This window comes from Bacteroidales bacterium (assembly GCA_012519055.1).
In the GTDB taxonomy this organism is placed as follows: domain Bacteria; phylum Bacteroidota; class Bacteroidia; order Bacteroidales; family Salinivirgaceae; genus JAAYQU01.
Genome location: JAAYQU010000047.1, coordinates 40,847 through 54,969 on the forward strand (window position 1 = coordinate 40,847; position 14,123 = coordinate 54,969).

The 14,123-nt window shown below is 35.6% G+C and carries 9 protein-coding genes; 4 read left to right on the forward strand and 5 right to left on the reverse strand.

Features of this window, described 5'->3' with window-relative positions; all coding sequences use genetic code 11:
* Positions 1-53: 53 nt before the first annotated feature.
* From GX311_10160 to GX311_10175, 4 genes are read left to right on the forward strand one after another with little or no spacing between them, the layout of a single operon-like run.
* Positions 54-911: a hypothetical protein gene (locus tag GX311_10160; GenBank protein NLK16748.1), complete on the forward strand. Its 858-nt coding sequence runs from the start codon at positions 54-56 to the stop codon at positions 909-911.
* Positions 912-921: 10 nt separating this feature from the next.
* The gene (locus GX311_10165; protein ID NLK16749.1) at positions 922-2,166 is read left to right on the forward strand and encodes a hypothetical protein; all 1,245 of its coding nucleotides are present in this window, start codon (positions 922-924) and stop codon (positions 2,164-2,166) included.
* Positions 2,167-2,172: 6 nt separating this feature from the next.
* Positions 2,173-4,965, forward strand: coding sequence for an excinuclease ABC subunit UvrA (uvrA, locus tag GX311_10170; GenBank protein ID NLK16750.1), 2,793 nt, complete (start codon positions 2,173-2,175; stop codon positions 4,963-4,965).
* A gap of 34 nt (positions 4,966-4,999) precedes the next feature.
* A complete protein-coding gene (locus GX311_10175; protein ID NLK16751.1) occupies positions 5,000-5,443 on the forward strand; it encodes a hypothetical protein in 444 nt (147 codons plus the stop codon).
* Positions 5,444-5,657: 214 nt separating this feature from the next.
* Here GX311_10175 and cls read toward each other — a convergent pair whose 3' ends face one another.
* Genes cls through GX311_10200 form a run of 5 tightly spaced genes read right to left on the reverse strand, consistent with a single transcriptional unit; the run spans position 5,658 to position 14,115 of the window.
* Positions 5,658-7,136, reverse strand: a complete 1,479-nt coding sequence (gene cls, locus GX311_10180) for a cardiolipin synthase (protein ID NLK16752.1) — start codon at positions 7,134-7,136, stop codon at positions 5,658-5,660.
* A gap of 26 nt (positions 7,137-7,162) precedes the next feature.
* A complete protein-coding gene (locus GX311_10185) occupies positions 7,163-8,161 on the reverse strand; it encodes a glycosyltransferase family 9 protein (GenBank protein ID NLK16753.1) in 999 nt (332 codons plus the stop codon).
* 3 nt (positions 8,162-8,164) lie between these two features.
* Positions 8,165-8,815 (reverse strand): DUF4159 domain-containing protein, encoded by a 651-nt coding sequence (locus GX311_10190; protein ID NLK16754.1) that lies wholly within the window; start codon positions 8,813-8,815, stop codon positions 8,165-8,167.
* A gap of 24 nt (positions 8,816-8,839) precedes the next feature.
* Complete coding sequence (locus tag GX311_10195; protein ID NLK16755.1) at positions 8,840-9,553, reverse strand: 16S rRNA (uracil(1498)-N(3))-methyltransferase; 714 nt, start codon at positions 9,551-9,553, stop codon at positions 8,840-8,842.
* On the reverse strand, positions 9,550-14,115 hold the full coding sequence (locus tag GX311_10200) for a hypothetical protein (protein ID NLK16756.1): 4,566 nt from the start codon (positions 14,113-14,115) through the stop codon (positions 9,550-9,552). Before GX311_10200 ends, GX311_10195 begins: the two co-directional genes overlap by 4 nt.
* Positions 14,116-14,123: the final 8 nt, after the last annotated feature.

Here is a 14,123-nt window from a genome sequence, read left to right on the forward strand (position 1 = left end):
TTAATTTCTTAACGAAAGAAGATTAAAATAACTATAAATCAATTGATAAGCTTATGCGTTCACTAATTATCTTATTATCAACACTTTTGGTTTTTGCAGGTTGCAACAACAGCAATAGAAAAAGAACTCACGATAAAGGTTTTAAATATATAAACCACATAAAATCTGAATATGGGCTAAGTCCAAGACCCACCGACATTGTAATATTAAATCTAAAAATCACCGCACCAAACGACTCTATCCTAGAAGAGGCTACAAACATAACAATGCAAGTACAACAACCTGCACACAAGGGTGGCTCAATAGAAGATGCGCTTATGTTTATGCACCGCGGGGATTCTATATCATTTTTTATAAATGCCATAGATTTTTATACTTATTCTAAGCAAACCCCTGCACCACAGCACTTTAAAGAAAAAGATTTATTAAGATTTGATATTGGATTGGTTGATGTTATGAGCGTTAAAAAATTTGAAGAGATACGACGTACAAAACTATCATCAGGATTTTTGGAAGAGAGAGAGTTTTTAGAGGATTTCCTTGAAAAAGTATCAAAAAACAGAGTTGAACTTGACTCAATGCTTTACTATCTGCCCGAACGCAACGGGATAGGTCCAAAAATCGAAAAGGGCGACCTGATTACAATGAATTACATCGCCTATTTTATTGATGGTAAGATATTTGCAAACACATATGCCAATAATTCTCCTTTTACAATCATTGTTGGCGATGAGGCTCTTATACCCGGACTAGAAATAGCACTTATAGGATTACAAGAATACAGTAAAGGACGCGTCGTTATCCCCTCTTATCTTGCATACGGCTCAACAGGTATTAAGGACATGATACCACCGTTTTCTACTTTAGTATTTGATATTGAGATTATTTCAGTCTCAAAAAACAGAAAATAAATAAAAGCTTATGAAAATCAATGGCAAACCTATACCTATTCTCATTTTGTTGATAATAGTACTTAATATCAATCTTCCAATTTTAACAAAAGCAAACGTAACAACAGATACACTATCAATTCCACAAAACAAAAAAGAGTATCGCAGTTGGTTAAAAACGTTTGAACGTTCAAAAAGCGGGCTTTATCATAAAACCATTATTCAAGGAGATGGCAAAACACCAAAAGCTGGTGATTTAGTGGTTGTTAATTACAAGGGCCTATTCAAAGACAACACGGAGTTCGATAACTCTGCAAATCATGGAAGACCATTAGAATTTAACATCGGCGTAGGACAAGTTATTGATGGCTGGGACGAAGCCATTTTATTGATGAACGAAGGCTCGAAAATGTGGATTATTGTTCCTCCACACATTGGATATGGCAGTCGTGACAACGGTCCTATTCCTGCCAACTCAACCCTATATTTTGAGATTGAGCTATTTAAAGTTGTGCCACAAACACCAATTGAACCTTTTAAAGTTGATAAAAAGGAATTTAAGACTACCAAATCGGGGATTAAATACGCCTTTATTGAAAACAACGATGGTGTCAAACCCGACAGCAATTACATTGTTACATTTCATTACACTGGCTATCTGCCTAACGGAAAGATATTTAGCTCATCGATACTATCTGAAGAACCTGAAAAACTTACAGTTGGAACAATATCAGCAATAAAAGGTCTGAATGAAGCCTTTATGTTGATGAGTCAAGGTTCTAAGGCGCGTTTTGTCATTCCATCAGCATTGGCTTATGGCGAAAAGGGTTATTACACCCTGATACCACCAAATACAGATTTGACATACGATATTGAGATGATTGAAGTAAAACAACCTCCAATAATCACTCCATATATATCTGATAACGACACTATTACATTAGAAAATGGTTTAAGATATATCCCTTTTCTCACAACTAACGATAAACAACCAACCACTGGCAGTATTGTTGGTATTCATTATACGGGATATTTCGAAGATGGCAAGATATTTGATTCCAGTGTGTTACGGGATCAACATATTATGTTTGTTGTTGATGAGGGGCACGTAATTCCAGGGATAAATGAAGCTATAAAAGAGATGCATATTGGCGAAAAAGCTCGAATACTTATACCTTGGGATTTGGCTTATGGTGAAGAGGGAAATCCCCCTGTTATCGAACCAAAAACTAATCTGATATTTGATATTGAGTTACTTTTTATTGCAAATCAATAACTTCTAATGAGTCATAAAGACGACTACATAATAATTTCGGGAGCAAAAGTTCACAATCTTAAAAATATAAGCCTCGAAATTCCCAGAGATAAAATTATTGTTGTTACAGGCGTTTCGGGAAGTGGAAAATCATCGTTAGCATTCGATACACTTTATGCTGAGGGGCAGCGAAGATATGTAGAATCTTTATCGGCTTATGCCCGACAGTTCCTTGGAAAGATAAATAAGCCCGCCGTTGATTCCATTAAAGGCATTCCGCCCGCAATTGCCATTGAACAAAAAGTTGGTTCGAGCAATCCACGCTCTACAGTTGGGACATCAACGGAGATATATGAATATCTAAGACTTCTGTTTGCACGCATAGGAAGAACATTCTCCCCTATTTCGGGCAAAGAGGTTTCAAGACACTCAGTTACTGATGTTGTCGATTATATAACCTCTCTGAATGAGGGAACGAGAGCTATGATACTCACTCCTATTCAAATTAAAAATGTTGAGGCGGATTTGAAATTGGTTTTAGCACATGGGTTCCAGCGAATTTTATCGGCAAATGAGGTAATTAATATCGAAGATCTTACAGATTATAGCCTAATAAACAAAAAGACAGATAGTTACGTCGTAGTTGACAGAGTAGTTGCTTCAACAGAAAAGGACAATATGTCGCGCATGGCCGATTCTGTTCAAACAGCTTTCGACGAGGGACACGGCAAATGTTCAATCTATATTCCAGAAACATCTCATTATCAGCATTTTTCAGACCGATTTGAACTTGACGGGATAGAGTTTGAACTTCCAACCGAACATCTTTTCAGTTATAACAGTCCTATGGGCGCATGCAAACGTTGTGACGGATACGGACAAACACTCGGAATAGACGAAAACTTGGTAATACCCGACAAAAGCTTGTCGATATATCAGGGTGCTATTGCCTGCTGGCGTGGCGAGGTTATGAAAGAGTTTAATAATCTGTTGATTAGCAACGCATCAAAATTCAATTTTCCAATTCACAAACCATACTTTGAACTTACAGACGAACAAAAGCGACTGCTTTGGACTGGTAACAAATATTTTGAAGGTATTAACAGTTTCTTTGAAATGCTTGAAAGAAACCTGTATAAAATACAGTATCGGGTAATGCTAAGTCGCTATCGTGGAAAAACAATTTGTCCTGACTGTTTGGGTTCACGACTACGGAAAGAGGTTAATTATGTGAAAGTTGGAGGTTATTCCCTACCCGACTTAATACAAAAACCTATCGAAGAGCTTGACAAAATTTTCAACAATTTAGTTCTAGATAAACACGAACAGGTAATAAGCGAAAGGGTGCTACTGGAGATTAGAAACCGTATTGGTTTTCTTAAAGAAGTAGGTTTGGGTTACTTGACCTTAAATCGTCGTTCAGACACACTATCTGGTGGAGAAGCCCAGAGGATAAGGCTTTCGGCATCGTTAGGTTCTAATTTAGTCGGCGCACTATATATTTTGGACGAACCGAGCATTGGGCTGCATTCAAGGGATACGCAACGTTTAATCAAAGTTCTGAAAAAACTCAGAAACTTGGGAAACACGGTCTTAGTTGTTGAGCATGACGAGGAGATAATACAATCAGCTGATTATGTAATTGATATTGGTCCCGGTGCAGGTATTTTTGGCGGAAACTTGATTTTTGCAGGAGAGAAAGCCGATATTTTGAAGCAAGAAAACAGCCTTACAGCTGGTTATCTAAATAGAACATTGAAAATTGATATTCCCGCAAAAAGGCGACCGTTTAATAAAAGCATAAAAATTGTTGGCGCAAGGCACAATAACCTGAAAGGATTTGATGTAGATATACCTCTAAATGTATTAACAACAATTACAGGTGTTAGTGGCTCCGGAAAGTCATCACTTATAAAAGGTATTTTTGTTCCTGCCCTGCAAATTGCATATAACGGGCACTCCGACTTTGTTGGACAACATATTAAAATTGAGGGAGATATTAAAACTCATAAAAGGGTTGAGTTTATTGACCAAAACCCGATTGGACGCTCATCGCGCTCAAACCCAGTTACTTATATAAAAGCCTACGATGATATAAGAAAACTATTTTCGGACCAACAGTTGGCTGTACAAATGCGCTTTAAACCTTCACATTTCTCATTCAATACCGATGGTGGTCGATGCGAAGCCTGTCAAGGAGAAGGTATTACTACTGTTAGTATGCAATTTATGGCAGACGTCCAACTAGTTTGCGAGGAGTGTGGCGGTAAACGTTTTAAAGACGACGTTTTGAGCGTTAAATACAGAGGTAAATCAATTTACGATGTACTTGAAATGACTGTTAGCGAAGCAATTGATTTTTTCAGTCAAGGAAAAAGTTCATTAGCTAAAAAAATTGCAAAAAACCTACAACCATTAGCCGATGTTGGTCTCGATTATGTGCATTTAGGACAATCATCATCGACGCTTTCGGGTGGTGAGAGTCAGCGAGTTAAGCTAGCTTCGTATCTTTCAAAAGATTTGGGAGACGGTTCCGACACCATAATATTTGTTTTTGACGAACCCACTACGGGTCTTCATTTTCACGATATTAGCAAACTGTTAGCATCGTTCGACGCACTTATAAAACACGGACACTCAATTGTTGTAGTTGAGCATAATTTAGAAGTAATTAAATCATCTGATTGGGTTATTGATTTAGGTCCCGAGGGTGGCGAAAAGGGCGGGAATATTGTTGTTTGTGGTACTCCTGAACAGGTTGCGATGTGTGACAAATCATATACGGGACATTTTTTGAAAGAGAGACTAATAGGCAATTAGCAATTAACAATGTGCAATTAACAATTATCAATTTATGAGCGAGAAAAACTATTATCCCCCAATGCATACTGTCGAGCATGTTTTAAATCAAACCATGGTTAGAATGTTTAATTGTGGTAGGTCATTTAATGCACACATAGAGCGAAAAAAATCGAAATGCGATTATCGCCTCTCCTCTCCCATTACAGATAAGCAAGTTAAAGAGATAGAGCGAGTTGTAAACGAGGAGTTAAGTAAAAACCACTCTGTTACCGAACAGTTCGTAACACTTGAAGAGGCGAAAAAGTTTGTCGATACATCAAAACTTCCCGAAGATGTTGGCGAGACAATTAGAATAGTATCTATCGGCGATTACGACCATTGTGCCTGCATTGGACCGCATGTATCAAACACCTCCGAAATAAGAACGTTCACAATTACAACATATTCGTGGGAAAATGGTATTTTAAGATTGAGGTTTAAAATTACAGAAAATTAATGGCGGTGTCTTATAATTGTTAATTGCTTCCACCTGCCTTTGTCACCCCTTCGGGGTTTTATTGCCCTTTATCTTAATTGGGGTATATCATTTAACCACACCAAAAAATACAAGTCAGGACATACATCAACCCATTCCACAACTTAAAAGTCGTTGCTATTAATCTGACAATCACCTCATTAATTGCTAATTGCTAATTGTTAATTGATAATTGTTACAATAACGGGCTGGCAATACGAGCAATATTGGCCTTAAACTTATTCATAACTGGTCTCTTAGTCCACTCATCAAGATATATCAACTCGCTATCTTTCAAATCTTCAAAAAACCAATAAGTTAATTCTGAGGTAACAACAGGATCGTAAATCAACGCATTAACTTCGAAATTTTGGCTAAAGCTTCTATAATCCATATTGGCTGTTCCGATTGAACAAAACGCGTCGTCCACCATAATTATCTTACTGTGATTAAATCCTTTACGGTATATATAAACCTCTATTCCAGCCTCAAGCAACTCATTTACAAAAGAGAGTGTTGCAAAATAGACAAACTTAGAATCACTTATTCCTGGTATTAAAATTTTAACATCTATGCCACTAAGAGCAGCTGTTTTAAGTGCAGTTAAAATACTTTCATTTGGAATAAAATATGGCGTTGATATATATACGTTTTTTCGCGCCAAAGTGATTGAAGTAAAATAAGCCTGCATAATGCTAGCCCAGTCAGAGTCGGGTCCTGACGCAACTATTTGAACTAATGTTTTGTCGTCTATCAAGGGTTCGGGGAAATAGATAGGGTCGTCTAACAGCTCTTTTTTCAAGAAATACCAATCTGTAGCAAAAATTATTTGCAGTGCGACAGCAGCCTGACCCTCTGTCATCATATGTGTATCGCGCCAAAATGGTATTTTGCTATTGCCATGTATATAGTGGTCGGCAATATTTATCCCACCAACAAAACCCACTCTACCATCGACAACTGTAATTTTTCTATGATTACGGTAATTGATTTTTCTTGTAAGAATTGGGAAACTTACAGGCATAAAACAGGCAAACTCAATACCATGCTTCTCCAACTCTCTGATAAACTGCTTTTTAAGTTTCCAACTACCAACATCATCATATATTATTTTTACTTTCACACCCTCGTCTGCTTTTTTTATTAGAATATTACCAAGCTCTTTTCCAATATTGTCGGACTCCAGTATGTAATACTCAAGGTGTATATGATGTTTAGCTTTTTTCATTGCTTTAAACATAGCCCTGAACTTTTCGTCCCCGTTATTAAGAATCGAAACCTTGTTAATATTTGTTAAAATCGCCTTGCTATTACGAAGTAACAGTCTAACTATCTTGGTTTTATCTTCAATATATGGATCGTGAATATAGGTTTTCTCAGCCAAGTCGCTTAATTGTTCAGCGCTGAGTTCTTCGAGCTTAATAAAGTCAACCAATCCTTTTCGACTAAAAATTTTCTGTTTTCTGTAGTTTTGTCCGAACACTAAGTAAAAAACTATTCCCACAACGGGGACTAGAATTAAAACCAGTATCCACGACATTGTTTTGTGTGGCGAACGATTTTGACTTATAATAATGATTGCCGTAGCAATAACTGTAATTACATAAACTAAAGTGATAACATTGCCTATGTTTGACCAAAAATTTGGTAAATTTTCTATAATATTATCAAACATAGTCTTACAGTATTATCAATTAAGTCCTAACTGTCGGGAACACAATCAAGCAACTGCTTGATTGATATTTTTTGAGCGCAATCAAAGTGCTTTTCTGGACACTGCTTTCGTCCATGAAGTCCACAAGGACGACAAGAAAGATTTTCGGTAACCTCGACAACTTTACCGTTGTTACCGACCGGACCAAAACCAAAATAGGGTACAGTACTACAAAAAACAGCTGTAACAGGTGCATTTGTTGCGCTGCAAATATGCAACGGTGCCGAATCGTTAACAAAATTCATAACAGCATCTTTAACTAACGCCGCCGACTCTATCAATGATAGTTGACCGCATAAATTAACAACGTTGCTATTAGTTTTTTCAACGATTTTTTGACATAGTTCAAAATCACCGCTACTACCAATCAGATAAACGCGAATATCCTTGTTTAAGCTGTTTATCAATTCAATCCATTTGTTTTCGGGAAATTGTTTTGTAAACCAAACAGATGCTGGAGCTATACAAATATATTTTTGATTTTTATATTTTCTAACGTTATAATCAGCTTTTTCAGTTATATAAAGCTTAGGTTTGGCAGCGTGACCATCAGTAATAAACTCGATAAGTTTTTGGTTTCTATCAATCTCATGTTCTCCTGCAATCTCGTGCTCAGCTTTGTTTTGAAAGAAAAATGACAATGGATTTTTCTTAAATCCGCTTTTTATTGGTGCACTTGACATAGTTGTTATCAGACCTGTGCTAAAAAAACGCTGTACATTTACTACAATGTCATATTTTCTTCTCCTAACTTTGCGAATAACAGTAAAAAGCGACCTGTATTTTTTCTTTGCTTTATTCCACATAAGAACTCTGCCTACGTTTGGATTGGTATTGAAAATTGATTCATTTCCTTTCCGTACTAAAACATCAATCTTTGTTGTTGGGTAAAAAGATTTTAATTTTTCAATCAAAGCTGTTGCTAATATTGCATCGCCGATAAAAGCTGTCTGAATAATCAATATTTTATTGAAATTTTTCCTCATATTCTAATGATTAAAAACATATTGAATAATATTTGCTCCCATTTTAAGAGCCTTTTCGCGCGTTTCGGGAGAGTTATTGTGAACTTCGGGTGATTCCCAACCATCACTAATATCTGATTCATATGTGTAATATACAACTAATCTATTGTTTACAAATATACCAAATCCTTGCGGAGGTTTGTTATCGTGCTCGTGAATTTTTGGCAAGCCTTTTGGAAACTTATACTTTTGATTGTATATCGGGTGACTTATGGGCAGTTCAACTAAAGGATTGTCTGGAAAAACTTTTACTATCTCGCGCCTAAAAAATGGGTCGAGTCCATAATTATCATCAACGTGCAAAAAACCTCCAGATTCCAAATATAACCTTAGATTTTTAACATCGGAAGGAGAAAAAACCACATTGCCGTGACCTGTCATGTGAACAAATGGATATTCGAAAATTTGAGAGCTACCCACCTCAACCTCATCATGTTGCGGATTAATATTTGTACCTAAATTTTTGTTACAAAAATCAATTAGATTTGGCAAGGCGGTAGGGTCAGCGTACCAGTCTCCTCCTCCGCCATACTTCAATAGTGCAATTTTTAAAGGATAATCCTGACTATATGAATATGTTGTAATTAAAATAAGTATCAAAAACAGATTTCTCATAATAAGTAGTTCACTTTTAAATAGTTAGCAACTTTTCAAATAAAAGGAATGGCAAACTGCTATTCCTGCTGTTTCAGTTCTAAGGCGACTGCTACCGAGCGTTACAGGTATAAAACCACTCTCTATTGCAAAATCAACCTCAGAATTAGAAAAATCTCCCTCTGGTCCAATTAACACAATTGTATCTTTGTGTAACTCTGCAACTTCATTAACGGAAATCCTATCGTCAAAATTACAAACTGCTATATATTTTTTCTCAATATTTTTATGTTGCAAGATAAACTCTTTAAGTTTGCAGGACTCGTTAATTACTGGAAAATAGGCTTTTAGCGATTGCTTTGCTGCTGCAATTACAATTCTGTTTAACCTATCAGCTTTTACAATACTTCTCTCTGAATGTTCGCAAATAACGGGGGTTAACGCACTAAAGCCAAACTCGGTGCATTTTTCTATCATAAACTCGTATCGTTCAATATTTTTAGTTGGAGCAACAGCTAAATGCAGATTGTACGGGAGTTTAGGTAATTCACAAATTTCATTTACCGAATAATCTATTCTGTTTTTAGAGATATTTGTTACAACAACTTTTATAAGCTTGCCTTTTCCATTGGTAATCTGTATTTTGGTTCCTTCACGCAAACGCAAAACAGCACTTGCATGGTGTGCTTCAGCGCCTGTGATAAAATTTTCGGTTTCTAAGTTTTCATTAATAAATAATGGAACCTGGCTGTTTATCATCTTCTTGATCTTTTACCTCTAGGATTTAAATCTTCTTTTTTACCACCTTTAAAATAGAATATTGTTTCGTCTTTTACCCTTGGGTATGTTAGATAATAGGTATATTTTGGTCCGTCAGTTTTAAGTTTTCTATTTTTTAATTTAATTTTTCCAATCATATCATTGTAGACAGGGTCGCTTGATACTGTAAGCATCGAATTATAAGTGTATTTGAAGAAATACCAGTGATTCGGCATTGGTTCAATATATATGAAAAACTCTGTCCCCGATTTTAGGTATCTAAACTCAACATACCCTGCAACGAACTTATTAATTGTTTTATCGAGAATACTACCTATCCCGATCCTTCCTATCGACTTGAATGCATTGTCTGCAGAATCCCACATCATATTCAAATCTGTAAAAACTATACTATGAACAAAACCCTCTGGAATTGTTTTTGGAACACCAAATAGTTTTTGCTCTTCTATAAGAGTTTTAAATGCTTCATTGCTAATTAAGTCTGTCATGCCTTGCTCGTAATCACTAAGTAGTGTATTTACAGGACCGAGAGATTTAATTTTGTTAATAGTGTCAGCCATATACGTTAAATTGGGATCATTAAAGAAAAAGTCGAAAGTCATAAATAAATCTGTCAATATCTCTTCTCTTTGAGCTGTATATATAATATTTCCGCGTGTTTTAATCTTTACCTGTCCCAAATCGCGAGCTATATTTATAATACCTGTACTATTGAAATCTGATGTTTGTGTATTTATGGAGACATAATTATCTTTCAATTCTTTATTCTCAAACTTTTCTAGTGTACTTGTCTCATACTTTTCACTGTTACGATCAAATTTTAAATATCCTGGTGTTGCTGAGTATGCGTGGAAATTCGGTTTTGTTGTTTCGGCATAAAATGCAGGATATGTCACAACTGAATCCATATTGGTTATTAAACTGTGATACAGCTTCCTATTATTAGCACTCTCATTAACAGAGTCAACAGGTATAATAACGTTATCTGGAACAATTTCAGAACTGAATTTTACCCAGTTTTTAGCCAATCCTTCAGGTAATAGTAATAACTTGGTACTACCTTCAAACAGCAGATATTTATTTTGTGCAAAAAGTTTCACATCTCCCATAAATCCAAAAGCGGGACTTAGAGTAAAAGATTGATCTGCAAGTATTTTTCCTGTAGCATACGTTGAATTAATATCTGTATTAACCGAAATAACTAAGAAGTTAATTTTTTGAACATTTTTGTCTAAATCTACGTAATCGTAATATCCGTTACCTGTATAGAACTTACGACTTGAGATATTGACTGTTGCGTCGTAGAATTTATGATATTTGTTGTCTCTGCTAGCAATAACTTCTGCATTCGGTATGGCTCGGTGCCTGGCATCGGTGTCGATTGTTATATTTCCATCGGTTGGAATTATCATAGCATCAGCAACGTTGACGAATTTTACCTCGTGCGTGAACAGAACATTATTTTTTAGATCAATATCGGTAATTGGAGAGATAAAATTAAGTTTATCTTGCTGACTATGAGTTGAAATAAAAAGACTTCCTGCAGGGTTTGTGGTTGAGGCTTCAGCTTCAATAGAATGAACAAAATTATCAAATGAATGAACCGAACTACTTGAAACATAAAGCTTTTCGCTATCAATATTCCAATTTAACTCATCAGCATAAGCCATATATTGATTAGCAGGGAAATAAATAACATTATTTAAATCATTGGAACGGAATTTACCTGTACGTGTTTCAAAATCTATATGAGAGTTTACGTTATCTGTTTTAATTGAAATACCTTTTTTGTCCATTGAAGCCAAGCTCCAAGACGATGTGTCTGCATCAATAGTCGTTTCAGCATATCTGAATCTTTCACTATTGAGCGTGCTTCGCTCTATAGCCATAGAGCCATTGCCGGTAATTATTCGCGGTTCTAACACAAAACCGCCATTAAGTGTCGATTGAGCGTTGTACATGTCAAGTGGAGTAGATGTAGTTTGACCATACATTTTGTCGTTATACGGTTCCCAATGTATTTTTATCTCTTTACCCTCCATTATTGGGAATGAGGGAGTTTTTGTAGATTGGTTTACAAACCGTGTTGACAATGTATTCATACTGTCCAAAAAGAAAGTAATATCGTCACTCCAAGTTGATGACCTTATATAATCAACCCTACCTCGCACCTTAATCCCCTGATTACTAACACCAATTAATCCTGTGGTAAATCCCTTCCCTCCATAAGTTAGAATCGGCTCTTGTGTTTGATCGTGTATAAAACCAAGGCTTAAATCTTGTTGCACAGTAATCTCTTGCTTTATCTCAGTAAAAATATTGCCCGAATAGAATGTTCCTTCCAATTTTACTTTTTCCGCTTCTGGATTATTTAAACTATCTAATGTATATGGTTCTATTTTAAAATAAATACTGTCACGATCGTAGACACCACCTTGAATTGATGGTTCATCGTAATATACATATGAATCTTTTGTTGACTCAAAAACCGGGAAACGACTAATAAGATAAATACCTGATTTATTGCCCGGATTATCAATATGAATAATACCTGAAATATTTTCAATTTTGCTGCGGACTGTTCTAAGATCGTGGTGTCCTGTAAGATCAATTCCTATAGATATTTCCATCAACAAGGAATCAACACTTTCTAATTCAATGTTAAAATCTGTATAATTAAACCTGAATTTTTCTCCAAAATAGGTATATAACCCTGCTCTTAATTCACCATCAAACTGTATTTCGCGATCTTTCTTAAGAATAATTTGTCCACCTCTGGGTCTTGTTGCAACCCTGTTTGCCTTAGAAAATTCAAAATAATCAATACCATTTACCATTAAATCAAGGTTTCTCAGTTCTAGCACGGCGTTATCGAGCATACCCGAAGCTTTCGACTTTATTGATATCACATCGTAATCTTTGCTTCGCGTCACAGCCATGATATAATCATATAATTTTTGCCGTATTGTAACTAATTGAGTTTCTTTGTCATAGTAAACATATCCTTCAAAGGACATCGTTATTAACATTTGACGAACTTTATATTCTGCAAACATCATATATCTGGCTAATTCTTCGGCATAAAACTCTTCTGAGTCTATCTTTACAGCGAAGTCACGAATTTGAAATAGTGGATTTGTTGTCGAAATACCTTGAAGCCTATAAAATCGCTCTGATGAGAAATAGTTATAGGATTCAAATACTGCTTCACTTGCTTCGGAACCTAACATGCGAGAGAAATGTATTCTTGTGTCATTCATATTCCATTTCAACAACTCAGCTTCAATTTCTACCATGTGATACGAGTCGAAATATGGGCTACGAGACATATTAGACAAATCGTTGTTGCGCAACAGGTTAACCTCTCTCGATTTCACAAAATATTGAAGATTTAAACCTGGATGATAAATTGAGTCTTTATCGAGATATATTGATATAACTGCATTATTGGTAGCAACTTTTTCCTTGGTAAAGGTATATTCCTCGCTTGCAGCTCTCATAACAACAATATCTCTAAGTACTGTGTCACCTTTTTCAACAATTTTCATCTCCTTCCAAAAGTTAAGTGTGGCCGGCTCCCTTTTTGTTCCTGCACCAATAAACTGGCTGCCGTGTTGTACGTATCCTCCATTATAATCTACCTTTTCGTATAAATTTTTGATAACAAACCACTTTTGAAACGATTCAAATTTTGGGAAACGAACTGCCGCAACATTCGCCACTTTAGAAGCTTGATGACGTAAAGAGCCTTGCAAGGGCTTATCAAAATAGTAATAATTATAAAATAAAACTGTATCGACCAATACTAACGAACGGCTAGTTTCAAAACTATAATTTTTAAAAGTCGCATAGACAGAATCACTTGGAAATCCTGCCCGCTCCCATGTTACCTTACCGCTATTACCATAAAACTTACGATTGTTTAAATCGTAACTGCCTGCTGTTTCAAAAATTTTTATACTGTCGTCCTGAGCATAACAAATTAATGTTGTTTGCGGAAAAACAACAGTTATATTGTTCTCATCGTTTATCTCAAACTGAAAATTTGTGTTTGTTGCTAACCATCTTGTCTGTGGAGTGTCGAACAGAAACCCCATGCCTATTAGATTTCTGATATCAGATATAAAAGCACTGATTTTAGTTTGTGTTGTCTCACTATCTTCGCAATACCCTTTTAACAAGCTATTAAAAACATTGTAATTTTTTCGGTGTTCAACCTTATTTGTAAAAAGAATTAAAGCATCAAGATAATTTTTAAATGCCGCATAAGAGACTTTTCTAACTTCAAGTAAATTATAGCTTATTGCACAAATGTCAGCTTGAGCTTGTTGATTATAATACCCACTGTTCCAAGTGCTATGAAATAAAGAGTAATAATCGCGTCCTACTCTTCTAGACTCCTCATTATTAGTAATCAATTCGTTAACTTTTACTAAAAACAAACTATCGCATACAACCATATCATTTGTTTGAGATAGTAACATTTCATTGATTGAAAGTATAACTAACAGCAATAAAATAAGCTTTCTAAACAAGTTCATATAAAACA

Bases quoted from the DNA above. Each gene is read 5' to 3' on its own strand.
- GX311_10160 (NLK16748.1), top strand. From the start codon at position 54: ATGCGTTCACTAATTATCTTATTATCAACACTTTTGGTTTTTGCAGGT.
- GX311_10200 (NLK16756.1), bottom strand. From the start codon at position 14,115: ATGAACTTGTTTAGAAAGCTTATTTTATTGCTGTTAGTTATACTTTCA.
- cls (NLK16752.1), bottom strand. From the start codon at position 7,136: ATGTTTGATAATATTATAGAAAATTTACCAAATTTTTGGTCAAACATA.
- GX311_10195 (NLK16755.1), bottom strand. From the start codon at position 9,553: ATGATAAACAGCCAGGTTCCATTATTTATTAATGAAAACTTAGAAACC.
- GX311_10175 (NLK16751.1), top strand. From the start codon at position 5,000: ATGAGCGAGAAAAACTATTATCCCCCAATGCATACTGTCGAGCATGTT.
- uvrA (NLK16750.1), top strand. From the start codon at position 2,173: ATGAGTCATAAAGACGACTACATAATAATTTCGGGAGCAAAAGTTCAC.
- GX311_10185 (NLK16753.1), bottom strand. From the start codon at position 8,161: ATGAGGAAAAATTTCAATAAAATATTGATTATTCAGACAGCTTTTATC.
- GX311_10190 (NLK16754.1), bottom strand. From the start codon at position 8,815: ATGAGAAATCTGTTTTTGATACTTATTTTAATTACAACATATTCATAT.
- GX311_10165 (NLK16749.1), top strand. From the start codon at position 922: ATGAAAATCAATGGCAAACCTATACCTATTCTCATTTTGTTGATAATA.